This is a genomic window from Pseudalkalibacillus sp. SCS-8 (assembly GCF_040126055.1).
GTDB classification, from domain to species: Bacteria; Bacillota; Bacilli; order Bacillales; family Fictibacillaceae; genus Pseudalkalibacillus; species Pseudalkalibacillus nanhaiensis.
Map to the genome: position 1 here is coordinate 3,479,487 of NZ_CP143541.1, position 22,195 is coordinate 3,501,681.

Genomic DNA, 22,195 nt, shown 5'->3' on the forward strand with positions numbered 1-22,195 from the left:
TCGGTTTTTATAGGGCTTGCATCGCTGTAATCAAGGCAAGCTTATACACATCTTCGCTGTTACAGCCTCTTGAAAGGTCGTTGACCGGTTTGTTGAGGCCTTGCAGAACAGGTCCGATCGCTTCAAAACCGCCTAAACGCTGTACCATTTTGTATCCGATATTACCTGCTTCAAGTCCAGGGAAAACAAATACGTTCGCTCTTCCTGCAAGAGGAGAATCCGGAGCTTTTTTAGCAGCAACTTCTGGCACAAACGCCGCATCGAATTGAAGCTCGCCGTCGACAGGGAAGTCTGTTCCTGTTTCGTTCAACAGTTCAACTGCATCAATGACCTTCTGCGTTTCGTCCGATTTAGCCGAACCTTTCGTGGAGAAGCTGAGCATCCCTACTCTCGGGTCGATGCCGAAAATACGAGCGGTTTCGGCACTTGTTGTCGCAATTTCAGCAAGGTCAGAAGCAGATGGATTAATATTGATTGCGCAGTCAGCAAAGATGTAGCGTTGATCATCCTTTACCATCAAGAAAGCCCCTGATGTACGTTTGATTCCTTCTTTCGTTTTGATGATCTGTAAGGCCGGTCTTACAGTATCCGCTGTTGAATGAGCCGCACCGCTTACTAAGCCCGCAGCTTTTCCTGTATGGACTAGCATCGTTCCGAAATAGTTCACGTCTTTTAGGATCTCACGTGCTTCCTGTTCATTTACTTTCCCTCGTCTACGTTCGACGAATGACGCGACAAGCTCATCCAATTCATTATAGGATTGCGGGTCGATCACGTCGACAAGATCAAGGTCTAAACCTTTACTTTTCAACGCTGTGTTGATTGCTTGCTCATCACCTAAAAGGATCGGTTTTAGAATTTTTTCCTCTGCCAGACGAGCAGCAGCATCCAATATGCGTGAATCCTCACCTTCTGGAAAAACGATTGCCGGGTATTTTGCTTGAAGCTTTTGCTCCATAGCTGTAAACATATTCGCCATAATAAGGGCCTCCTTCAAAATCATTTCTTTCTATTTGTGAAAAGGGATTGGATCATCCCTACTTTTTAAAACGATAAAAGCCTACTCTCTCTTTCATGTCCTACAATACTCCTTTTTATCCCTGTACGAAACCAAAAACTTAGAAGAAAACGCTTCCCTAAAAGAAGTCTTTACTTTCTTAATTCTTCAACATTTTTTCCGTTAATTTTATGAAGTTAAAACTGAAACTTCATAGCGTGGTGCACGTATAAGAAGTAGAATGAAAGCAAGAGGTATGTCGCCTGTAGGCTTTAAGTTTAAGAGGATTTGGCTCTATTATTCCCGAATCCTTCCAAACTTGAACATATAACAATCCAGGAAGGGGTAATTTCATGTCTTTCGTAAACCGTATGCTTGCATCCGTCGGAATCGGGGCAGCTGTAGTAGACACGAAGCTTGAAGGAAACACGTTTCAAGCTGGAGGAACGATTCAAGGAGTCGTTGATATCCAGGGAGGTAAAGTCGATCAAAACATCGATGATATCTATATTTACTTGATGACGGAGTATATTCGTGAAACTGACGACCGAAAAGTGAAGGAAACGCATGTACTTGGGAAATATCAGGTTGCAGAAGGGTTCACGATCTCAGCGAACGAAAGCAAGGAAATCCCATTCTCTCTCCCACTTCCATACGATGTTCCGCTATCGATGGGCAAGACACCGATCTGGCTTAAAACAGCTCTAGATATCAAGCAAGCCGTCGATCCGACTGACAATGATTACATTACGGTCGTTCCGCATGAACTAGTGGATCAAATCTTCACTGCAATTGAGCAGTTAGGATTCCGCCTTCGCAAATCGGAGTGTTTGCATGTAAAACGTCATATGCAACGTAATCATCCGTTCGTCCAAGAGTTTGAATTCGTACCTTCATCAGGTCCGTTCAGAGGCGAACTGGATGAAATCGAAATCATCTTGTACCCTGATCAAAATCATGTCCAGCTGCTAATTGAAGTGGATAAACGCGGCAAAGGCTTGTTCGGCTTCCTGGAAGAAGCATTGGATCTAGATGAGACAAAATCGATGATCAACATCTCCCGAGCAGAAGCACAAAATCCGCAGAAACTTCAACAAATCTTTGAAAATCATATCCGTTCTCATATGTAAGATAAACGAAAGACTCGTCGTACTGATGAGTCTTTCGTTTTGTTCATTGAGCGGTTCTTGCGTCCCCCATTTTACGCTTTTCTCTTTTTTAAGTACTCATAGACCGCTTATGAGTCCTCCATTACATGTTTTCTTCATTTTCGAGTCTTCATAGAGCTTTCATCCTCAATGACTCTTATCAGAGAGGCGTTTTTTTAGGTTTCTGAGAATTTGTGATATGATAGAAACGGTGTAAAAACAGAACATAATCGCTTAAATGATAAAGGAGTGTCTGATGATGAGCGAAGCAGCGAAAACATTAGATGGCTGGTATTGTCTTCATGATTTCCGCACAATGAATTGGACGGCTTGGAAGTCCCTTTCTAGTGACGAACGTGAGCATGCCATCCAAGAGCTACTTACTTTTCTAGAAAAATGGGAAGTGACTGAAGCACAGCAAAAAGGAAGCCATGCTTTCTATACGATCGTGGGTCAAAAAGCTGACTTCATGATGATGCTTCTTCGTCCAACTATGAAAGAGCTGAACGAAATTGAAACAGCATTCAATAAAACGACTTTTGCTGAATATACGATTCCAACATATTCCTATGTGTCTGTCGTCGAATTGAGTAATTATATGGCTTCTAAGGATGTCGATCCTGAAACAGATCCAATGATTCAAGGACGTCTGAAGCCGACCCTTCCGAAATGGGATCACGTTTGCTTCTATCCGATGGACAAGCGTCGTGAAGGAAACGACAACTGGTATATGCTTTCCATGGATGAGCGCCGCGAAATGATGCGCAGTCACGGCATGATCGGCCGAGGCTATGCAGGCAAAGTGAAACAGATCATCACAGGTTCTGTCGGATTCGATGACTGGGAATGGGGCGTCACACTATTTGCTAACGACGTGCTTCAATTTAAGAAGCTCGTTTACGAAATGCGTTTTGATGAAGTGAGTGCTCGTTTCGGTGAGTTCGGATCCTTCTATGTAGGAAACATTTTGCCGAAGGAGAAGGTCAGCTCCTTCCTAGCAGTATAAAAACCCAACTTTTAAAAACAGTCCTCTATAGGAGGGCTGTTTTTTTGTTGCATCCGTTATGAATCTTCTTTTTTACCAGGTGGTGTCATATTTATAGTAAAGGAAAGCCTACTTCACGGGGGTGACATCATGGCAGTTGTGAAGGCGACTCAGGAGGACATCAAAACACTCGCGAGACTGATGCGCGCTGAGGCTGAAGGGGAAGGAAAGCAAGGAATGCTTATGGTCGGTAATGTCGGTGTCAATCGCGTCCGCGTACGGTGTCTCGATTTCAAAAATATCAATACGATTCCTAGAATGGTCTACCAATCTCCTGGTGGATTTGAAGCGACACAGAAGGGATATTTCTATCAACGCGCTCGACAAAGCGAAATCAGATTGGCGAAACGTGCGATTGCCGGGGAACGATTTCACCCAGCGTCGAATGCCCTCTGGTTTTTCAAGCCTGAAGGAAGCTGTCCTGCCCAGTGGTTCAATCAATGGAATTCTGGCCGGTATAAATCCCATTGCTTCTATATCCCTACTGAATCGGATTGTCCTGAGGCGTATAACACCTATTAGGAGCGAGTCTTATATTCGTAGTCATAAGTCATACGAGCGTCGAGTATAACTGTTTAATAGGGAGTACTATTGAAGATGGGGAGGTTAGTTATGAACTATCCAAATAATCGCCAAAACCAAGGTGGGATGATGCAGGGGATGCCTGGTATGCAAGGGATGCCTGGCATGTCCGGTATGCAAGGAATGCCCGGTATGCAGGGAATGCCTGGCATGCAAGGGATGCAGGGTGGAATGCCTGGCCAGTTCCCATCCGGATTTCCAGGCGCTTCACAAATGAATGGGCAGCTTCCAATTGAACAGTCTTATATTGAAAATATCCTTCGACTCAATCGAGGCAAAGTCGGAACGTTCTACATGACGTTCGAAGGAAATCCGAAATGGCCGGCTAAAATTTTCAAAGGTGTTGTTGAAGCGGCAGGTCGTGATCATATCATTATCAGTGATCCTGAAACAGGTAAACGTTATCTTCTCTTGATGGTCTACCTTGACTATGTGACGTTTGATGAGGAAATTGAGTATTTCAATCAAAATGATTTGGTGAATTATTCTCCACGATAATATTTACCTATAACAAAAATGGCGGTTCTCCTTATTCTTTAGGAGAATCGCCTTCGTTTTCGTTAGCACATTTTTGCTCATTTTTTGGAGTTTAAGAATTATAGCTCGATTTTGGGTTGTTTCCTATAAAAATTGAGAATTATAGCCCAGATTTCAAATTTATAGCTCAGTTTCCGAAATTATAGCTCGATTTCCGAAATTATAGACCAAACCATTCATTCATGTGCACAAAAAAGTGTCTGATCCCATCAAGGAGATCAGACACTTTCCACTTTCATGCCTTACACTTTCAGGATGGCGAAGACGATCAACAGCCAGCTGATGATGAATGCCAGTCCACCGAAAGGCGTGATGATGCCTAGCTTCGAGATTCCACTGATGCTTAATACATATAAGCTACCAGAGAACAGGATGATCCCGATCAGCATTGTCCAGCCTGCCCAGGTAATCATCAATGATGCAGGAAATTTATCAGCCAGGAAAGCGACGACAAATAGTCCCAGTGAATGGAAAATGTGATACTGGACACCTGTTTTGAACACGTCCATCATCTTCTCTGATAATTTCGATTCAAGACCATGCGCACCGAACGCCCCAAGAATGACGGAAAGTCCCGCATTCAATGCTCCTAATAAAATGAATAATTTAAACATATTCTTTACTCCCTTTTTCCGTTAATCGAAGTTCACTAGCTACATCTTAAATCATCCAGGCGGCAATGCCAACCTTCTGACTAACGTGACGATGAATTGTCATTTTTTATCCTTTCAAGGAGCATGCGTCCCTCTTTCGTCTTGTCTAGCATATCTGTTAACGAAGGAAGGTTGTCCAGATCATAGCCCCGCACGGCCTCAAGGACACGGAGCTTGACCTCTTGCTCGACATCCTCCTGGTACTTTTTTTCGATCGAATGGATGGTATGCCTGATCTTCGGCTCGAGCCGCATCAGCACATCCTCCATCGCTTTTCGGTCATTTCTTTTTGCGTTCTGGACCTTTTCGTACAGACTCATCTTGGTCATTCCTCTCTTCTATATGTTCTCCAATATCTTCAATCGCGCTCTCCAAACTGACAAGGCGTTTTTCAAGCTGAAACAGCAAGTAAAGTGCGACAACCGACGGAAAACCGATGTTTGATATGAGATTGAACCAGCCGACCACATTACCTTCAAGCATGCTTCTCACCCTCCATCCACATTTTGATGTCTTCCAATGCGCGACGATGCGTTTTTGATATCGATTGCGGGGTAACATGAAAGGATTCAGCGATCCTCTTCAGCTTCCAACCCTCCTGATAGTGGAGCCGGATGATTTTACGCTGACGTTTCGTGAGCTTGTTGACTGCATTATCCAGTACTGGACAGCCGAACTCCTTCTCAACAATCTGGTTGATTGGCTCCTCATGCACTGCCTCCACCATTTCCCCTTCCATATCTGCTAACAGCGGACTCTGATGCCTGCGGATTTTACGGATGATATTTATCGATTGAAAGTAAATGAATTTCGACATATAGTGGATGAACCTGCATTCGAAGCAGAATTGTTGGAAGCGATGATTCAATTCTCTGAACCGGCTCATCGATGGTGTTTCGATCAACCGCTTCATATCACGTTGATTTTCCTGTTGTTTCAAAAAAGCAGATAAGAGATCCTTCTGACCTTGGAACATTTGTAAAATTTGTTGGGTATCTCTCATTTGTGCATCCCTCCCTTTCTTAAGAGGCTCTGTATTTAATCGTTGTCACAGCTCGTTTGTTCCGAGCTTTCTTTATCAGAGCCTTTATCAATAAAGCAAAATCTGTCAAACAAAAAACAAACAAAATACGAACGTTTGTTCTTATTTTTAGTATAAAAAAGGGAACACCCTTTGACCATAAGGCTTTTAGGGTGTTCTTCGTTCATGTCCATCGTCCCAATTATTTCAATTTTGTGCTTAGGATGTCGTTTTCTCTTCCGGTCGGATGAAGAAGGAAATCAAGAGGAGTACACCTAAGAAAAGAATCGGCAGGTTGAATCCTGTACTCGATCCGTACGCCTCTGAGACGAGACCGACAATCCAGCCTGCAAAAGCCCCTCCAATACCTGCCGCCACATAGACAAGACCGAGTGCAGATCCCCCTGTCTTGGACATTTTCGTCCCGATCGCTGTAGCAGTCGGGAAAAGCACTGAGAAGAACAAGCCAGCTATACCGAACAGATACACCCATTCATCAGCAAACACCTTGCTCACAGTGACAAACAAGAGACCTAAAGCTGAAAAGGAAATCAACAAGAACCGTTCGCCAAGCTTACTGATCAGCCAGCCTCCCGCAAGACGACCGACTGTGAAACAGAGGGAGAACACGGATATGATGGTCGCAACCATGCTGTTTTTCGTCGCTTCAGACGCTCCGCCCAACTCAAGATCCTTCAGGTAATTCGGAAAGAAATTCATAAAGGAAACCTCTGCCGATACGTAAAAGATCAGGAACACCATGATCAACAGAAATTGCCCTTGCTTCAACATCGTCACGAAAGCAGATAGATCAATCTTATCGACTTTTCCTTCAGGAACATTGTTAGTAAACACGTAGATGATGAATGCAATCAACAATACCGCTATACCGATATAAAAATAACGCCAGGAAATATCATTGGAGAACATCGTTTTCAACACGATTGGGAATAAAAACATCCCGAAACCATAAACCCCCATGGCGACGTTGAACATGACCCCCTGCTTTTCCGGGTACACTGCCGGGACAATCGCATTGGACGCCACAGTCATCGCACCGAGACCGAACCCGACGACAAGGTAAAACCCAAGGAAAAAAGCGATTGTTTGAGCGAGGCCTGTTCCGAGTAGTCCCGCCCCCATGATGATGCTTCCAATGACCATCATCAATTTAACGCCCCGTTTATCTGTAAAATAGCCGATCAGCACACTGGCGATCACGAATCCCCATTGAAAAATAAACACCACAAGCCCGAATTGGCTAAGGTCAAGGCCGATATCCTTTTCCACTTCATCCAATACAATCCCCTTCGTGCTTGATAATCCACCTAATAGAAACATTGTAAAAAACATCATGATCAGTGCCGCTAAACTTTTCACTTTTGGCATGAAAAACGCTCCAATCTTCAATAGCGATCTCTTCCTCTATTTCTACCCCTAGTCGGATAACTTTACACTTCGATGATTAGATTGGATAATGTCCATAATAGATTGTAGCTGGATAAGGAGGTCATGATAGTGAACAAGAGATGGTGGAAAGAAGCTGTCGTCTATCAAGTGTATTGGAGAAGTTTTTTCGATACGGACGGTGACGGTTATGGGGATATTAAAGGAGTCATTGAAAAGCTTGATTATATCAAAAAGCTCGGTGTGGATGTCATTTGGCTGAATCCTGTGTATGAGTCTCCTGACAAAGACAACGGATATGACATTTCAGACTACCAATCCATCATGGACAAAGCAGGACGGATGGAGGATTGGGAGAATTTATTGAAGGAAGTCCACCGCAGGGACATGAAGCTGATCATGGACCTTGTTGTCAATCATACCTCAGACCAGCATCCATGGTTCAAGGAATCCCGTTCTTCTGTCGATCATCCAAAACGGGATTGGTATATCTGGAAGGACCCGAAAATGGACGGCTCTCCTCCGAACAATTGGCGCTCCTATTTCACGCCATCGACCTGGGAATATGATGAAAAGACGGGACAATATTATTTCCATTCCTTTGCTGTCGAGCAGCCTGATCTGAACTGGCGGAACCCTGAAGTCAGGGAAGCGATTTACGATATGATGACGTTCTGGCTCGAAAAAGGAATTGACGGTTTCCGCATGGATGTTATCAATTTACTGGCAAAGCTTGAAGGATTTCCAGATGCAGAACAGCCTGAAAAAATTAATTATCTGGGAAATAATCCTGGCATACATGAATATCTACAGGAAATGAATGAAAAAGTCCTCCGCCATTATGACATCATGACGGTTGGGGAAATCCCGTTTGTTACACCTGAAGACGGGCTCAAGTATGTTGGTGAGGATCGCGATGAACTCCATACGCTGTTCCATTTCCAAGTAGCCGATGACATGCCAAGCTGGGACATGCTCCGTTTCAAGGAAATCCAAAAGACCTGGTACGAAGGGATGCACGGGAAAGGCTGGAACTCCCAATTCCTTAATAACCATGACCATACGCGCCAAGTGACCCGATATGGGAACGACGGCGAGTATCGTGAAGAATCCGCAAAGCTTCTGGCTACGATGATCCACACCTTGCCAGGGACACCTTATATTTTTCAAGGTGAGGAAATCGGGATGACAGGCGTAAACTTCAACTCAATCGACGATTATCAAGACATCGCAATGAAAAACAAATATGAGGAAGAAGTCGGAAAGGGCCGAGATCCTGAAGAAGTACTCGAAGAATTGAAACCACTAAGCAGGGACAACTCGCGGACACCTGTTCAATGGGATGATTCCCAAAATGCCGGCTTCACAGATGGCGAGCCATGGATTCCGGTCAATCCGAATTATAAGGAAATCAATGTGGAACAAGCGTTAGAGGATCCAAACTCGATTTTTTATTACTATCAAAGGCTGATTTCCCTACGTAAAGAGCATGACGTTATGGTATATGGCGATTATACGGACCTTTCTGAAGGAGATGACCGATTGTATATGTACACCCGCCAATTGGACGGGGTCACATGGTTAGTCGTGCTGAATCATTCCGATGAGGCGTATGAATTGCAATTGCCTGAGGAAAGTGAAGGAGCCGATTTACTGATTGGTAATTATGTGGATACTGAAAAAGCCGTAAAGGAGTTGGATACCACTTTACGGCCTCATGAAGCAAGAATATATCAATTCCAATAAGGGAGTGACGCTTGTCCACGTCCAGATTCCAGCACACCAGCGATTGACTCAGGTCGCCTGTGCATGGGGAATCGACGGGACAGGTGTCCTCCCTTTTTCCTTATATGAAGTTTTCATTTAAAAATCGAAAATGGAATCTCCGTTCACATCGTCATCTTCCTTTAAACGCTTAGTGGACATGCTTTGGACCGGCGCAGGATTCATTTGTTTGTTTTCAACCGTTCTTATCGTAGACGGCTTCTCCTCCTTGGCCTCCATCAACAGGTCACAATAAGCCTTAATCGCTGCCAGCTCTTCCTGAACTGAACGGGAAGATGCGTTTTCGTCCACCTCTCCTTTTATTCTTGCTAATCGGTCTATCATTTTCTGTACAACTAAGCTAGACTTTATACTCAAGAGAAATCCCTCTTCCTAATCATCATTATTCTTATATTATATAGGGCTTCTGCTTGAATTTAAAGTTCAGCTCCTCATTCCACGAGGCAGTATCGATCCATTTATGATGTATCCCAAAGGAAATTCGTCTTCAGTCGATAGATGACCTTCACACTATTGTTGAGCATTAATCCTTCTAACGCATTGAAAACACGATTCGGCGTTTTCTCAGGAATGTTTTCATTCAGCTGATTGGATCCGTTCCAGTCATGGTGTCTTACCCGAATAATTTGAATGATAGCTAACCACATCACCATACAATACGTAACCCATTCACTCATCATAAAACCCTTGCCCCTTTCTTCCTCACAAAAGTTTTTGAAATCGTTCCGTCTCTACCTCACTCCTCCTTCGTATCGGAACTTACCAACTTATTCGTCTATGTGTAAAAGTATACGTAAAGCTTGTCTCAATGTTTGTCACAATCTGGATGCTAATTGGGAGAAATTATCTACAAAAACCTTTGAGATTTGCTATGTCAGGTCAAAGTCAGTGGTCAATTTCAGAAAATTCCGTTCATTTTTAATCGGATTTACACAAGATTAGGCGTAAATTCGGATACAAAAGCATAAAAAAAGTATTGTCAAGCTCAGGAGACGTTGCTGCACATGAGCTCGACAATATCTTTCGGATGGTGCTGGTATTAACTTTGGTAGATTTGTTTGGTTTTCGCTTAAAGGATGCTTTTAGCTTTGTCCTTTTACAGACTTATAATTAATGAACTTATGTTTGATTTTCTCTACTCTTTTTCGGTTCACACCAAAGTCTGAGTATCCCATTCGGGAGGCTGAGCGGATATCAATGACCTTTTTTTCTTTATCGAACAAGAATTCAATGTCGTCTGTGAAACGGAAGATTCTGGACTTACACTCTGCGTGGATATAATCAGGTTCTTCTTCCACGATTTTAGTCCGTTTCATTGATTTTAAAATATCTACAATCGTTTCATACGCTTGCTTAGACGGTCCATTATAGGAGATCGGCGGCACATAGTGATCTCCGCTATCAGTCTGAGAGGAAACACAATTGGGAGAGGATGGGCACTGCTTCAATTGTTTGGTTGTTGCCATTTTTATTCGCCTCCTTTACATAGCCCTCATCTTCTTCTATACCCTTTTTCCAACCATTTCATAACCATCCATAGATAGACTCCTACAAAAGAAAGAGGTTTAAACAATCGGGATCGGTGTTATTGATTAATAGACTCACATTAAGGAGGAATGATGAAATAATGAGTAAGCCAGTAGTACGTGAATATGTAAATGATGAAGAACTGAAAAGTGACATTGAAGATTTACAGAACCGTGGGCTTGATAAGGATGATATTTATGTCATTTCTCATGATGATGACCGAACAAATCGGGTAGCAGACAGCGTTGATGCCAACACTGTTGGCCTGAAGGAAATGGGTATCGAAAATGCTGTCGGTAAGATGTTCAATAAAAAAGGTGATGAACTGAGAGCGAAGTTCAAGGAGATGGGCTTTTCCCAGGAGGAAGCAAATCAATATGAGGATAAGCTTGATAAAGGTAGAATTCTAATGATGGTGACCGATGTGGAGAAGGTAAACGATTGGTCCTAATTGATTGAGGAACGAAAGACGAGGCTGTCCAGATGGGCAGCCTTTTCCTATTCGATTGTGAAAAGGATCGTCATTTCTTGTCCGTCAAATTGCAGAGGTACTGTAAGAATCCTTTCGACCGTACCTAATGATGCAGAATCAACCACTTTCGGAGTCGTGATATCAATTGTGATATCCTCTGTCGATAGCTGCGTCGCAATATTTCCAGCAAGGATATTACCAAGCTCCCCGATGAATGAATCAAGCATCTCCCCTTCAAAAGGCATGCCGAACATCTTGTTTCCACATTCACTGAAAAGCTCTCTGGGACCTAAGAAAAACACCGATCCATTGATCTCTTTTTCCAAACCGATCATGACTCCCGGTTGGCTAAGGTTCACGGATTCGAGTGTGTTCTGCGCTGTTCCGACCTCACATTCCATCGGCAGGACAGTTTTGACCACAGTTATGGCACCGTTCAATAGGGTTGTAATATTTTCTGTCGCTACAATCGTCATAATAATAGAGCCTCCAGAAGCCAAACTCAATTTCTCTTTATATCGGCATATTTACTACCGTTTGAAGGAGAAATGCGAAAAAATATGGTAAATTACAAGATAGAGGTCACCACTGTAAAATTGAAAAAACTGCTGACCAGTGGGGTCAACAGTTTTCTCCTCCTTCTATATCACACGAAAGTCCGTTTTCGAGTGCTGTATCCTCGTTCTTTGCCAGCTCATTATCGATGATTTGTGCGAGACGATCTGCCGGGTAAAGACCCTGAAGTTTTCTTTCTCCGATGAAGAAGGTCGGTACGGCACGGATGTCACGCTGAGCCGCTTCAGCTAAAGCAGCCTGATGACTCTCTCGGTATTTGCGGGATTCTACAGCTTCTCGATAGCCATCCGGATCCAGACCCACTTCTTCAGCGAGCTTTACAAGAACATCAATGTCACCGAGGTCCATCCCTTCTACGAAAAAGGCTTTCAGCATACGGTGATTGTATTCATTTGCTTTCCCGTTCTCCTTCGCATATTGAAAACCTTCAAATGCCAGCTGCGTACGCGGCTGGACCGGAGGGAAATTCATTTCCACGCCAAGCTTCTCAGCCAATGGCTTTACGGAATGCTTCCACGCATTTTGAATATATGCCGAATTCGGGTCAAGAGGTTCGACCGGTTCAGGTCTCAATTCAAACGGCTTCCATTCGACTTCGATATCCTTTCCTTCCATTGCTTCTGCTAGCGGAACCTCCGCTAAATAGCAAAATGGTCAGACATAATCGGAATAAATCTGTATCTTCAAGCTCATTGTCCATTCCCCTTTCATGTTCATCCATTATTTTAATAAGATTTTGTGGCGCAGCCAACTAATCTGTTTCAACATATAAATCCTTTCATCGTCCATGTTGCTCATTTTTCCCATTTTCGTTTATCCGCGTTTTCAGGGTCTATAAAGGCTTTTCTTTACCCTCAATTACAGGTTTACGAGTTTTCAGGGCACATAAACGGTGTTTCTTTGCCCTCATTTTAGAGTTTCCGTGTTTTCAGGGCACATAAACGGCTTTTCTTTGCCCTCATTTTAGAGTTTCCGTGTTTTCAGGGCACATAAACGACTTTTCTTTGCCCTCATTCTAGAGTTTCCGAGTTTTCAGGGCAAATAAACGGCTCTTCTTTACCCTCATTTTCAGTTTTGCGTGTTTTCAGGGCACATAAATAGTTTTTCTTTACCCTCATTTTCACTTTCCCTCTTATTCAGGGTCTTTAAAATGCTTTCCCTAATCTCTCCTAAAAACAAAAGGCTGACCCAGTAGAGTCAGCCTCATGAAATCTCTCGTATTATCGTAAAGCTTTTAATGCGGCAGATATTTTTGCAACACGTGTACCGAGACGCCCAGCCATTGTCAGATCAACTTCTTTCGGCTGCTCTCCGCCTTCTGGCCCTGCTACTGTAGATGCTGAATATGGAGAACCTCCAACAGCATCCGCTGATAATTGCTCAGGATTTTCTCCGTAAGGAAGTCCGACAAAAATCATTCCGAAGTGCATGAGTGGTACGAAGGTCGTCAATGCTGTCGTCTCTTGACCACCGTGAATGGATCCTGTACTTGTAAAGACCGCAGTGGCCTTCCCTTCAAGCTCTCCGTTCATCCATAGTCCACCTGCAGAGTCGAGATATTGTTTCATTTGAGCTGGCATGGAACCATATCGAGTCGGAATACCCCAGATAATGCCATCCGCCCACTTCAGATCTTCATGGGTCGCTTCCGGTATATCCGATTGCATTTCTTGTGCTTTCACATAGTATTCGTTTGATGACATTGCCTGCTTCACTTCATCAAATTCTTTGATGCGTACGATTTTCACCTCGACGTCATCCGCTTTTTTTGCACCATCAGCTACAGCTTGTGCCATTTGATAAATGTGTCCAAACGCACTGTAATACGGAATCAATATGTTCGTTGCCACTACTCATCACTCCTCTTGAAAATTTTCGTCGTATATTACGTTCCCCTTGTCACACCCATTAAATCCCTAAATGCTAAGAAATCCTAAATTCTTATATTTTGAATTCGAGATACTTGTGTAAAAAAATTACGAATGGCTTGATGCAGCGAATTTCCCAAGTCGTTTTAGCATGTCGATTGCCTGTTGTTTCTCTTCTTCCGTCAATCCGCTTAATGCCTGTTGAAGAACCTCTTCATGGGATGGAAAGATTTCCTCCATCAAGGTTTTTCCTTTGTCCGTAAGATAAGCAAACGTGATGCGGCGGTCGTCTGGACAAGGTCTTCTCTCTATGTAACCTTTCTCCTCCAGCTTATCGACGACATACGTAATGCTTCCACTCGCGAGCAGGATCTTCCCGCCGATCTTTTGCAATGCATGCGGACCTTTATGGTAGAGCAATTCAAGAACACCGAATTCCGTCAAATTCAAGTTGAAACGGCGGATATCTTTTCTCGCTACTTCCATAATGGATTGATAGGCTCTTGAGAGGACGATGAAGAGTTCTAAGGATGAATCTTTCATAAGCACGATCTCCTTCAATAATTATCTCGAATTCGAGATAATTATACCGCTTCTCTATTTTCCTGTCAATTCCCAATTACTCATGTTTTAGTGTCCAATCTTTTAACAACGGTCTCCTTCGTATCGTTTCCTTTGGAAAAACGAACGTCCATGGCATGGAGGCACCCGCTGGAACATGAACTTGTGCAATTCGAAACTGACATTCAGCGATGACGCCTCTTCCTTCCTCAGTATAGGTGAAAGGAATACCATCGACAGTGAAAGGTTCATCCCATCCATTCTGAATCAACACCATAGCAAGGAGCGCTCCATGATGGTTCATGGCAGCACGAATCGGAGTGAATTGAAGGACACCCTTTTGAATCGGGTTTTGTTCATGTAGTCGGGTAATTGTTTTTCGGTCCTCATCAGATATTGCTTTTTCCCAGGACGGTTCAAATACGAGCCGGTCTTTCATCCTTCCAAATCCTTTCTTATAACTACTTCGACTACCATAATACCTTCATTTTAAACATGACACCAGCTCCTCAGCCAAAAGTTGTAGCCAAAGACAATACGGATGCCGGAGGAAGGAAAGGCGGCAAGCGTCTATTATAAAAGAAGTGAAGGAGGAATTCGGAATGATCAAAGGCTTGTACGAAGCACATTTACCTGTAAGCGATATGGAACGATCCATTGCGTTCTATCAAAAACTCGGGCTCGAGCTTGCCCATCGTGGTAAGAAATTGGCATTCTTCTGGATTGAAAAAGGGACGAGCTGGCTCGGGCTTTGGGAGACGAAGGAGGTCTCCATCCCCTATCACCCCTCTATCCGTCATCTTGCCTTCCAAATCGATTCCAGTGATATGGATCATATAAAAGCTTGGCTGAAGGAACGGGGGATTGAAGTGCGGGAAGCTTTCGGCTTTACGCCTGAAGAACAGCCGTTAGTCCTGGCCAACACCCCTCATGCGCATGCAGCCGTCTATTTTCAGGATCCAGACGGCAACTCCTTGGAAATGATTTCGCCTCTCGCTATCGATACAAATGAACACCATGACATGATGCAGTTGAAGGAGTGGAAAGAAAAGGCTGACCGATAACGGTCAGCCTACTTCCATTTCCAATTCTTCAATCCGTTTTTCCAAGTATTTCGTATCCTTTTGAGCGTGGAAGGTTTCTGCTTTTTCCACAATGACAGCCGTGTTGTATTCCGGAATCCCTGCGTATTGTTCATAAACGCCTTTCGGGATCAGTACGTTCCCTTCCGGCCAGTGGACTTGTACATTCCCAGATTTTACGTCGACAAACCGAGCTTTCCCATGGAAGAGTCCGTGTTTGTTATAAACGACGATCGCCTCTCCTTGAGCAATTCCATGCTTCTTCCCGTCCTCTTCATTCATGAGAACATCATAGCGTTCCGCCTCATTGAACGGGTCGTGATCGGAATAAATCATCGAATTGAATTGCTTACCGCGACGAGTCGTTACGTAAAAGTGACCCTCCGCCTTACGTAGCTCTGGAATGTCCATGCTGATGAGGTTACCCTTCCCATCAGGAGTAGGGCAATAACCGTCTTCACATAGCCATGCACCACCCCACTGGAAGACATCCCCCTTCTTCTTCAAGTGCTGGATGCCATCATAATTCGGTGCCGCTTTCGCAATTTCATCCCGAACAGCTTGCGCGTCCTTGAAATCGATCACGTGTTTTTGGTCAGGCTTGACGCGTTTTGCAAGATCCACATAGATTTCCCACTCTGAACGGGCTTCTTCGATTCTCGGACCTTTAATTTCAGGTGAAAAATAGACCATTCGCTCTGTTGAGGTCGATGTACCGCCTCCTGGCTGCTCATAACGCGTCATGGCCGGCAGGACGACGACAGCCTCCTTCGCATCCACAAATGTCGACGTGTTGAAGATGATATCTTGATGGACACGAATATCAACACTCTCAAGGCATTGTCTGACAAACTCAGGGTCTGGCATCGTTTCGAGGAAGTTTCCACCCGACATGTAATAAAGCTTCAGCTTCCGTTCATGATCCTCTGGGAGGAGCGCGTTCTCAAGAGAAATACCGACGATATCCCCCTGCCATCTTGGAATTTTGAAGTTCCATACCTTTTCGACGCGTTTCACGTTCGTATCATCAAATCCTCCGCCAGGCAGTACGAACGGGTCAGCACCCATTTCGCCTGCTCCTTGTACACCTGAGTGGCCACGGATCGGCATCACACCACAATGTTCACGACCTAAGAAGCCTCGTAACAAGGCGAGGTTCGCCACTTGCGATACGTTATCCGTCCCGAAACGATGCTGGGTAAGACCCATCGACCAGACGAATACCGCTGAATCGGATTTGGCAAGAAGCACAGCAAGCTCTTGCATCCGTTCTTTTGATAATCCGGATGATTTTTCAAGCGTCTCCCAATCATAGGATTCCACTTTATCCTTCAGCTCGTCCAATCCATTCACATGCTCCTGGACGAAATCATGATTGATGGCGGATCCCGGGGCTTCTTCTTCCATCGCAAACCAGTGCTTCATGATGCCGTGCATGAATGCAATGTCGCCTCCGATATTCACCTGATAGACATCATCCGCAATTTTTGTCCCGAACAATGCGGATTCCGGGATGGATGGAATCCAATAGTTTTCCATCGATGGCTCATAGTAAGGATTGATGACGATGATTTTCGTCCCTTTCCTTTTAGCCGCATACATGTATTTGGTCGATACCGGTTGGTTATTCGCCGCAACAGAGCCCCAGAATACGAGGACATCCGTACCGATCCAGTCCTTATAATTACAGCTGGATGCACCGATCCCTAATGATCGGCTCAAGGCCGTCTTGGATGGCGAATGGCAAATGCGGGATGCATTATCGATGTTGTTCGTCCCGAGGAAGCGTGCCACCTTCGCTGCAGTATAATAGGATTCATTGGTGATGCCGCGTGATGTGAGGTAGAATCCGTATTGCTTCGGGTCCAGCTTCTTCATTTTATCCGCAATCAAGTCGAGGGCATCATCCCACGAAAGACGGCTGAATTTCTTCTCTCCAGGCTTTCGGATCAACGGATAAGGAATCCTTCCGAGCTTACGCAATTCTGTGCTGCTCTTCTTACGGAGCTCATCAATGTCCGCATGGACGACCTCAGGCTTCATCGCTGGCATCGTATTCAACCGTAAGACATTCAATCGTGTCGTACATAAGTGCGGACCTTGCAGCGTCTGATCCTGCAGGCCTGCGACACCGAGTGCGCAGCCGTCGCACACACCTTGCGTCAAAATTCTTGTGGCATAAGGAAGGTTGTCCTTGTTCTCCCAGGCAACCTTCGCTGTATCTCGTATATGGTGAGGCTTTATTTTACCTAATCCGAACGGAACCTTACTCACCCATAAGGATGGGTCGAGGTCCTTTGCTAGCTTCATAGGGCCGGAGTGCTTCGTTTTACCCACAATCATTCCCCTTCCTCTCGTTCCCGAATAATCGATCCATCAGTCAGTGTGTTAGTTTAATAGTATTATGAAAGCGGTGTCAATTCAATACGAGGTGGGCGTGTTTGTCCTTTTTCTTTGTTTAAAATAAGGCGCTAGAGGTGACAATGGTACGGAAATCAATTGGCATGAAAGGAAAATCGTTTCCTTTGTTGAATCTAGAAGGTAACAATCATAGATAGAAGGAGTTTGTGGGAATGAGAGAGAGTTTCAAGCTACGAAACGAGGATTGGCTGGAGAACGCCACAGTCTTTGAAATCCAAAAAGCGATGAATAACGGACAATTGACGTCCGTGCAGCTGGTAAGCCGTTGCTTAGAATATATCATCCAAGACAATCATGACGGGAAGAAGCTGAATGCAGTCCTAGAAGTGAATCCTGATGCCCTCCAAATTGCAGAGACGCTGGATGCGGAACGAAAATTGAAAGGGATGCGTGGTCTCCTTCACGGGATACCCGTTCTGTTGAAGGATAATATCGAAACCGCAGACCGGATGCATACGAGTGCAGGTTCACTGGCACTAGCTGATCATTACGCAAAGGAAGACGCGGCCATCGTGAAAAAGCTGCGAGACGCAGGCGCGGTAATCGTCGGAAAGGCGAATATGACAGAATGGGCGAATTTCATGAGTACGTCGATGGCGAATGGCTACAGTTCAAGAGGAGGTCAAGTACTGAATCCTTACGGAAGTCAATTTGATGTTGGCGGCTCAAGCTCAGGCTCTGCTGTAGGGGTAGCAGCCCATTTTGCAACCCTTGCTGTCGGTACAGAAACATCTGGCTCTATCCTCAGTCCCGCCAGTCAGAACAATGTGGTCGGAATCAAGCCTACCGTCGGCCTCGTAAGCCGGTCAGGCATCATCCCGCTTTCCCATAGTCAAGACACCGCTGGTCCTATCGCCCGTACAGTCACGGATGCAGCGATTCTCCTTGGCGCTTTGACAGGGCAGGACGACCGAGATCCCGTTACGTACACGAGCCGAGAAAGAAGCTTCCAGGACTTTACGACATATTTGAATGCATACGCCCTACATGGTGCACGGATCGGTGTTTGCAGAGAAAAATATATCGATGGTTTGCCAGAACAGCAGCGAGTCGTCATGGAAAAGGCGATCGCGGATCTAAAGGAGGCAGGAGCGACCATCATTGAATTGGAATCCATTTCGCCTATGGAAAATGATGAGTCATGGGATTACAATGTCCTTCTTTATGAATTCAAATCGGATTTGAACGCTTATTTGCACAATTTACCGGCTTCCCTTCCTGTCCATTCATTAAGGGATGTGATCCGATTCAATGAGGAAAATGAGGAAACAGCGCTAAAATATGGACAAGACATCTTACTCGATTCAGAGGAGACATCGGGAACGATGACAGAAGCAGCGTATTTGAAAAGTCGGCTGCGTGATCTTCAGCTCTCAAGGATACGTGGAATCGATGTCGTGATGGAGGAGTTTCAGCTGAATGCGCTTCTCTTTCCAAACTCGAATGGCGCGGGCATCCCAGCGAAAGCGGGCTATCCATCCATCACCGTCCCAGGTGGTTTTACAGAGGATGGACAGCCGGTCGGCGTCACTTTCACGGGCAAAGCGTTCACTGAATCGACCTTAATTGGACTTGGATTCGCTTACGAGCAATTCACCAAGCATCGCCGTGCTCCGTTATCGGACTAAGAGGGTGGACTGGAGATCGGAAGTCAGTTTCCTGCTTGCTGCAGCTTGTATTCGCGTAGCTTTTGCTTCTGGTCATCCGGCCACCAGGCGCCACAGTCGTCTGAGACGACACACGCTGCGCATGTTTTCAAATCATAAACGACCATCCCAGTGATCGGTGGCGAATAGAGGTGCAAGGTGACGAGGTCCGTTTGAGCTGGATCCGTCATTTTATGCACCCCTTTTTTTGGTGCATAAAAGAATTTTCCCTTCTGCTTATACTCAGAGAACAACTCAGAAGGCAGCTGATTCTCTTTCACTTCATAAACCGTGTTGCGGGATACACCGTTCATGACCTGGATCCATCCGCAGGATTCACCGTGATCATGAGGTGCACACTCAATATCGGACCAATTCATGACAAGCAGCTCGACTTGTTCGTCCTTATATAGCAGCTTCCGGTAATAAGGCTTCCCATCAGGATCCTGCAACGACGGCATAAGCTCCTCCAGCTGGACATTGAGCTTTTCCATTGCTTCTCGTAAGGCTTCCCTCGAGGTCGACTCCATTTGACCGAAAACCTTTTCAATCCGTTCCATCAGTTCCATTTTGCAAACCCCCGTTTCGACTTATCGTCTGTACCGCAATACAACGTGATGAAAAAATGTAAGCAGCTGTCCATTGACTAAAATGACACCCATTATTATCATAAGTCCGCCTAAAACACTTATGATGACTATTTTTTCATTCAATAAAAGAATCGCTGCAATGAGTGTGGCTAAAGGCTCTAAATAGAGGAACACAGAAACCTGGGAGGCATCCAGCACATCAAGCGCTTTCGCCCAATACCAATATGCGACGCCAGATACGAAGATCCCGAGGAACATGAGATGAGACCACTCTCCGGCTGTTAAGAGCGCCAATTCATTCCAGCCTTCATTCCGTATAAGAAAGGGAATCGTCAGCACGAATCCTAACGTACTCATGTAGAAGGTGAGCACAAGAGGCGGTATAGGTACGCTCAATTTCTTCAATAGAACAGAATAGACAGCCCAATTCAACGTACTTAAAATCATGAGAAGGTACCCGATATTCATGGCAAGATCAAAGGAACCGCCAGCCCCCTTGGTCGTTACCATAAGGACGCCGAACACAGCCACCGTCATCCCGCATGCCTTCCGCCAGGTCATCCTCTCATGAAGAAACATCATTGCAAGGATTACAGTGAAAATAGGAGAAAATGAAATGAGCCATCCTGCTGATGAAGCATCGATCGTCAAAAGAGCGGTCGCCTGGAACACTTGATGAATGAAGACGCCTAAGATACCGAGCACGATCAAATGAGGAATATAGGCAATTGGAATCCTCAGTTTACCGCCTAAGGCGATGATCAAAAAAAGGAGAAACAGCGAACCGATGCCAAAACGGACGACAAGAAGTGTAAAGGGATCCAATTTATCAAGGACCGCTTTCGTCGATACGAACGAAATGCCCCAGAATGTAATCGACATCGTGGCATAAAGCGATGATACGAGCTTCATTTTATAAGGAATCATACGCCGTTCTCCTCCATAAGGTTCTTAAAACCATCCTATGCCTGTCCGTGGATGGCATGTCTAAAACCTTTTATGGAGAACCGTACTCTAGAAACGTTTCTTAAAAAAGAAAGCCGCTCCAAAACACTTTTGGGTCAGCTCCTATTGAGGTTTTATTCAAATGTACCTTTTACAATCGCCTCTTTGTCCTGCACCATTATGATTCCTTTCGCAAGGACCGTATCGATTGCGAGCGTCTCTTTATCAAGGAGCACCAGATCGGCGTCATTCCCCTCGACGATCCGTCCTTTATGCTTCAGCTTCAAAATATGGGCTGGGGTCGACGTCACAACCTGGATCGCTGTTTCGAGCGGTATGTTTTCCTCTAACACAGCATCTTTCACTTCTTTATACAGGCTCGATACTTTTCCAAGCTTCAATCCTTTAAAATCTCCATTTTCATCAAATTCAGGTAGACTTGCTTGTCCGTCTGACGTGAACGAAATCTGCTCAATCGGCACACCGGCTTCAAGCATCCGCTTCAGTCCGCGACTGCATTTCACTTCCCCTTCTTCAAGGAATTTCGGAATCGTACTCGTCGTGAAATCGACGTATCCGCCTTTTTTCGCATACGCGATTCCCGCTTCAAACAACCTTTTATTCCGGTTGATATGGGTCGGATAAAACTGTTTAATCGGGATGTCCGTCTGATCAACGACTTCCTCAAGCAAAGTGAGACAATCAGGGCTGTCTCCAACATGGACATTCACAATGCCTGCTTTACCGGACAAAATACCGCCCACACGCGCTGCGGAAGCGATTTTCGCCATTTCTTCAACGCTCGGTTGAGAAGAGCGATGATCAGCAATCGCAATTTCACCAGCTCCAATGATCCTGTCGACGAGGATGATGTCATCTTCTATTTTGTCCGTTAAGGTTTTTACCGGAACCTGGTAGGAGCCCGTCTGAACATAACAGGTGAGCCCTTCCTCTTCTAAGCCTCTTGCCTTTGCCACGAGACTTGCCATCGTCCTTGTCGTCCCATCTGTCCCAATGACACCGACGAGCGTCGTAATGCCTGACAACGTCGCATCCGTCAGCATGAGTTCAGGCGTCCTCGTCTTAAAGCTTCCTTCTCCTCCGCCACCCATGATATGGACATGGGAATCGATGAACCCTGGCACAATGATTTTGCCTTCAGCATCCACCACCCTGATTTTATCGCGCAAATACCCTTCCGGCACATCGATCTGGTCATCAATGAACCCGATTTTCTCATCGACGACTAAAAGGTCTTTCTTACCTAGATATTCAGGAGCATAGATTTCTCCATTTCGAATTAATACCAGCATGATCGTTGCAGACCCCTTT

At 45.0% G+C, this 22,195-nt stretch carries 26 protein-coding genes; 8 read left to right on the top strand and 18 right to left on the bottom strand.

What is annotated here, in order from left to right:
• Positions 1 to 7: 7 nt before the first annotated feature.
• The gene (gene pta / locus V1497_RS17940; RefSeq protein ID WP_349408877.1) at positions 8 to 979 is read right to left on the bottom strand and encodes a phosphate acetyltransferase; all 972 of its coding nucleotides are present in this window, start codon (positions 977 to 979) and stop codon (positions 8 to 10) included.
• 371 nt (positions 980 to 1,350) lie between these two features.
• Here pta and V1497_RS17945 point away from each other — a divergent pair, with 371 nt between their 5' ends.
• The 4 genes from V1497_RS17945 (at position 1,351) to gerQ (ending at position 4,270) form a co-directional block, all read left to right on the top strand.
• Positions 1,351 to 2,127 carry a sporulation protein gene (locus V1497_RS17945; protein ID WP_349408878.1) on the top strand — a complete coding sequence of 259 codons (777 nt, stop codon included), beginning with the start codon at positions 1,351 to 1,353 and terminating at the stop codon, positions 2,125 to 2,127.
• A 277-nt stretch (positions 2,128 to 2,404) separates the two neighbouring features.
• Positions 2,405 to 3,151: a hydrogen peroxide-dependent heme synthase gene (hemQ, locus tag V1497_RS17950; protein WP_349410876.1), complete on the top strand. Its 747-nt coding sequence runs from the start codon at positions 2,405 to 2,407 to the stop codon at positions 3,149 to 3,151.
• A 129-nt stretch (positions 3,152 to 3,280) separates the two neighbouring features.
• On the top strand, positions 3,281 to 3,712 hold the full coding sequence (locus V1497_RS17955) for a cell wall hydrolase (RefSeq protein ID WP_349408879.1): 432 nt from the start codon (positions 3,281 to 3,283) through the stop codon (positions 3,710 to 3,712).
• 90 nt (positions 3,713 to 3,802) lie between these two features.
• The gene (gene gerQ, locus V1497_RS17960) at positions 3,803 to 4,270 is read left to right on the top strand and encodes a spore coat protein GerQ (RefSeq protein ID WP_349408880.1); all 468 of its coding nucleotides are present in this window, start codon (positions 3,803 to 3,805) and stop codon (positions 4,268 to 4,270) included.
• Positions 4,271 to 4,551: 281 nt separating this feature from the next.
• Here gerQ and V1497_RS17965 read toward each other — a convergent pair whose 3' ends face one another.
• From V1497_RS17965 to V1497_RS17985, 5 genes are all read right to left on the bottom strand, one after another.
• On the bottom strand, positions 4,552 to 4,923 hold the full coding sequence (locus tag V1497_RS17965; RefSeq protein WP_349408881.1) for a DUF423 domain-containing protein: 372 nt from the start codon (positions 4,921 to 4,923) through the stop codon (positions 4,552 to 4,554).
• 80 nt (positions 4,924 to 5,003) lie between these two features.
• The gene (locus V1497_RS17970) at positions 5,004 to 5,291 is read right to left on the bottom strand and encodes a helix-turn-helix domain-containing protein (protein WP_349408882.1); all 288 of its coding nucleotides are present in this window, start codon (positions 5,289 to 5,291) and stop codon (positions 5,004 to 5,006) included.
• A complete protein-coding gene (locus V1497_RS17975) occupies positions 5,242 to 5,445 on the bottom strand; it encodes a YvrJ family protein (protein ID WP_349408883.1) in 204 nt (67 codons plus the stop codon). Before V1497_RS17975 ends, V1497_RS17970 begins: the two co-directional genes overlap by 50 nt.
• Positions 5,438 to 5,965, bottom strand: coding sequence for a sigma-70 family RNA polymerase sigma factor (locus tag V1497_RS17980; RefSeq protein WP_349408884.1), 528 nt, complete (start codon positions 5,963 to 5,965; stop codon positions 5,438 to 5,440). The genes V1497_RS17975 and V1497_RS17980 overlap by 8 nt, the downstream gene beginning before the upstream one ends.
• A 237-nt stretch (positions 5,966 to 6,202) precedes the next feature.
• Complete coding sequence (locus V1497_RS17985; protein ID WP_349408885.1) at positions 6,203 to 7,372, bottom strand: MFS transporter; 1,170 nt, start codon at positions 7,370 to 7,372, stop codon at positions 6,203 to 6,205.
• A gap of 129 nt (positions 7,373 to 7,501) precedes the next feature.
• Between V1497_RS17985 and V1497_RS17990 the strand changes: the two genes are divergently transcribed.
• The gene (locus V1497_RS17990; RefSeq protein WP_349408886.1) at positions 7,502 to 9,136 is read left to right on the top strand and encodes an alpha-glucosidase; all 1,635 of its coding nucleotides are present in this window, start codon (positions 7,502 to 7,504) and stop codon (positions 9,134 to 9,136) included.
• A gap of 117 nt (positions 9,137 to 9,253) precedes the next feature.
• Here V1497_RS17990 and V1497_RS17995 read toward each other — a convergent pair whose 3' ends face one another.
• The 3 genes from V1497_RS17995 to V1497_RS18005 form a co-directional block, all read right to left on the bottom strand.
• Entirely contained in the window at positions 9,254 to 9,532 is a 279-nt protein-coding gene (locus tag V1497_RS17995) for a YwdI family protein (protein WP_349408887.1), read from the bottom strand.
• 101 nt (positions 9,533 to 9,633) lie between these two features.
• Entirely contained in the window at positions 9,634 to 9,855 is a 222-nt protein-coding gene (locus V1497_RS18000) for a hypothetical protein (RefSeq protein WP_349408888.1), read from the bottom strand.
• 402 nt (positions 9,856 to 10,257) lie between these two features.
• Positions 10,258 to 10,641 carry a DUF1499 domain-containing protein gene (locus V1497_RS18005; RefSeq protein ID WP_349408889.1) on the bottom strand — a complete coding sequence of 128 codons (384 nt, stop codon included), beginning with the start codon at positions 10,639 to 10,641 and terminating at the stop codon, positions 10,258 to 10,260.
• 161 nt (positions 10,642 to 10,802) lie between these two features.
• Between V1497_RS18005 and V1497_RS18010 the strand changes: the two genes are divergently transcribed.
• The gene (locus V1497_RS18010; RefSeq protein ID WP_349408890.1) at positions 10,803 to 11,153 is read left to right on the top strand and encodes a general stress protein; all 351 of its coding nucleotides are present in this window, start codon (positions 10,803 to 10,805) and stop codon (positions 11,151 to 11,153) included.
• A 47-nt stretch (positions 11,154 to 11,200) separates the two neighbouring features.
• Here V1497_RS18010 and V1497_RS18015 read toward each other — a convergent pair whose 3' ends face one another.
• The 5 genes from V1497_RS18015 to V1497_RS18035 all read right to left on the bottom strand — a co-directional run bounded on the left by V1497_RS18015 (position 11,201) and on the right by V1497_RS18035 (position 14,618).
• Positions 11,201 to 11,650, bottom strand: a complete 450-nt coding sequence (locus V1497_RS18015; RefSeq protein WP_349408891.1) for a chemotaxis protein CheX — start codon at positions 11,648 to 11,650, stop codon at positions 11,201 to 11,203.
• A 145-nt stretch (positions 11,651 to 11,795) separates the two neighbouring features.
• A complete protein-coding gene (locus V1497_RS18020) occupies positions 11,796 to 12,365 on the bottom strand; it encodes a DsbA family protein (protein ID WP_349408892.1) in 570 nt (189 codons plus the stop codon).
• A 605-nt stretch (positions 12,366 to 12,970) separates the two neighbouring features.
• Positions 12,971 to 13,546, bottom strand: coding sequence for an NAD(P)H:quinone oxidoreductase (wrbA, locus tag V1497_RS18025; protein WP_349410877.1), 576 nt, complete (start codon positions 13,544 to 13,546; stop codon positions 12,971 to 12,973).
• A 180-nt stretch (positions 13,547 to 13,726) separates the two neighbouring features.
• Positions 13,727 to 14,161: a MarR family transcriptional regulator gene (locus V1497_RS18030; RefSeq protein WP_349408893.1), complete on the bottom strand. Its 435-nt coding sequence runs from the start codon at positions 14,159 to 14,161 to the stop codon at positions 13,727 to 13,729.
• Positions 14,162 to 14,237: 76 nt separating this feature from the next.
• Positions 14,238 to 14,618, bottom strand: a complete 381-nt coding sequence (locus V1497_RS18035; protein ID WP_349408894.1) for an SLAP domain-containing protein — start codon at positions 14,616 to 14,618, stop codon at positions 14,238 to 14,240.
• A gap of 163 nt (positions 14,619 to 14,781) precedes the next feature.
• Here V1497_RS18035 and V1497_RS18040 point away from each other — a divergent pair, with 163 nt between their 5' ends.
• Positions 14,782 to 15,243 carry a VOC family protein gene (locus V1497_RS18040; protein ID WP_349408895.1) on the top strand — a complete coding sequence of 154 codons (462 nt, stop codon included), beginning with the start codon at positions 14,782 to 14,784 and terminating at the stop codon, positions 15,241 to 15,243.
• A 3-nt stretch (positions 15,244 to 15,246) separates the two neighbouring features.
• On the opposite strand, the gene V1497_RS18045 is transcribed toward V1497_RS18040, so the two are convergent.
• The gene (locus V1497_RS18045; protein WP_349410878.1) at positions 15,247 to 17,598 is read right to left on the bottom strand and encodes an FdhF/YdeP family oxidoreductase; all 2,352 of its coding nucleotides are present in this window, start codon (positions 17,596 to 17,598) and stop codon (positions 15,247 to 15,249) included.
• A 236-nt stretch (positions 17,599 to 17,834) separates the two neighbouring features.
• Here V1497_RS18045 and V1497_RS18050 point away from each other — a divergent pair, with 236 nt between their 5' ends.
• Positions 17,835 to 19,310: an amidase family protein gene (locus V1497_RS18050; protein WP_349408896.1), complete on the top strand. Its 1,476-nt coding sequence runs from the start codon at positions 17,835 to 17,837 to the stop codon at positions 19,308 to 19,310.
• Between the two features lie 23 nt (positions 19,311 to 19,333).
• On the opposite strand, the gene V1497_RS18055 is transcribed toward V1497_RS18050, so the two are convergent.
• From V1497_RS18055 to iadA, 3 genes are all read right to left on the bottom strand, one after another.
• Positions 19,334 to 19,897, bottom strand: coding sequence for a cysteine dioxygenase family protein (locus V1497_RS18055; protein ID WP_349408897.1), 564 nt, complete (start codon positions 19,895 to 19,897; stop codon positions 19,334 to 19,336).
• A gap of 21 nt (positions 19,898 to 19,918) precedes the next feature.
• Positions 19,919 to 20,845, bottom strand: coding sequence for a DMT family transporter (locus V1497_RS18060; protein WP_349408898.1), 927 nt, complete (start codon positions 20,843 to 20,845; stop codon positions 19,919 to 19,921).
• Between the two features lie 152 nt (positions 20,846 to 20,997).
• On the bottom strand, positions 20,998 to 22,176 hold the full coding sequence (iadA, locus tag V1497_RS18065; RefSeq protein WP_349408899.1) for a beta-aspartyl-peptidase: 1,179 nt from the start codon (positions 22,174 to 22,176) through the stop codon (positions 20,998 to 21,000).
• Between the last annotated feature and the right edge of the window lie 19 nt (positions 22,177 to 22,195).

Coding starts and splice junctions, on each gene's coding strand:
- V1497_RS18040 (WP_349408895.1), top strand. CDS start 14,782: ATGATCAAAGGCTTGTACGAAGCACATTTACCTGTAAGCGATATGGAA.
- V1497_RS17955 (WP_349408879.1), top strand. CDS start 3,281: ATGGCAGTTGTGAAGGCGACTCAGGAGGACATCAAAACACTCGCGAGA.
- V1497_RS18000 (WP_349408888.1), bottom strand. CDS start 9,855: ATGATGAGTGAATGGGTTACGTATTGTATGGTGATGTGGTTAGCTATC.
- V1497_RS18015 (WP_349408891.1), bottom strand. CDS start 11,650: ATGACGATTGTAGCGACAGAAAATATTACAACCCTATTGAACGGTGCC.
- V1497_RS18055 (WP_349408897.1), bottom strand. CDS start 19,897: ATGGAACTGATGGAACGGATTGAAAAGGTTTTCGGTCAAATGGAGTCG.
- pta (WP_349408877.1), bottom strand. CDS start 979: ATGGCGAATATGTTTACAGCTATGGAGCAAAAGCTTCAAGCAAAATAC.
- V1497_RS17945 (WP_349408878.1), top strand. CDS start 1,351: ATGTCTTTCGTAAACCGTATGCTTGCATCCGTCGGAATCGGGGCAGCT.
- gerQ (WP_349408880.1), top strand. CDS start 3,803: ATGAACTATCCAAATAATCGCCAAAACCAAGGTGGGATGATGCAGGGG.
- V1497_RS18020 (WP_349408892.1), bottom strand. CDS start 12,365: ATGGAAGGAAAGGATATCGAAGTCGAATGGAAGCCGTTTGAATTGAGA.
- hemQ (WP_349410876.1), top strand. CDS start 2,405: ATGAGCGAAGCAGCGAAAACATTAGATGGCTGGTATTGTCTTCATGAT.
- V1497_RS17980 (WP_349408884.1), bottom strand. CDS start 5,965: ATGAGAGATACCCAACAAATTTTACAAATGTTCCAAGGTCAGAAGGAT.
- V1497_RS18060 (WP_349408898.1), bottom strand. CDS start 20,845: ATGATTCCTTATAAAATGAAGCTCGTATCATCGCTTTATGCCACGATG.
- iadA (WP_349408899.1), bottom strand. CDS start 22,176: ATGCTGGTATTAATTCGAAATGGAGAAATCTATGCTCCTGAATATCTA.
- V1497_RS17970 (WP_349408882.1), bottom strand. CDS start 5,291: ATGACCAAGATGAGTCTGTACGAAAAGGTCCAGAACGCAAAAAGAAAT.
- V1497_RS18050 (WP_349408896.1), top strand. CDS start 17,835: ATGAGAGAGAGTTTCAAGCTACGAAACGAGGATTGGCTGGAGAACGCC.
- V1497_RS17975 (WP_349408883.1), bottom strand. CDS start 5,445: ATGCTTGAAGGTAATGTGGTCGGCTGGTTCAATCTCATATCAAACATC.
- wrbA (WP_349410877.1), bottom strand. CDS start 13,546: ATGGCACAAGCTGTAGCTGATGGTGCAAAAAAAGCGGATGACGTCGAG.
- V1497_RS17965 (WP_349408881.1), bottom strand. CDS start 4,923: ATGTTTAAATTATTCATTTTATTAGGAGCATTGAATGCGGGACTTTCC.
- V1497_RS17985 (WP_349408885.1), bottom strand. CDS start 7,372: ATGCCAAAAGTGAAAAGTTTAGCGGCACTGATCATGATGTTTTTTACA.
- V1497_RS18010 (WP_349408890.1), top strand. CDS start 10,803: ATGAGTAAGCCAGTAGTACGTGAATATGTAAATGATGAAGAACTGAAA.
- V1497_RS18030 (WP_349408893.1), bottom strand. CDS start 14,161: ATGAAAGATTCATCCTTAGAACTCTTCATCGTCCTCTCAAGAGCCTAT.
- V1497_RS18035 (WP_349408894.1), bottom strand. CDS start 14,618: ATGAAAGACCGGCTCGTATTTGAACCGTCCTGGGAAAAAGCAATATCT.
- V1497_RS18005 (WP_349408889.1), bottom strand. CDS start 10,641: ATGGCAACAACCAAACAATTGAAGCAGTGCCCATCCTCTCCCAATTGT.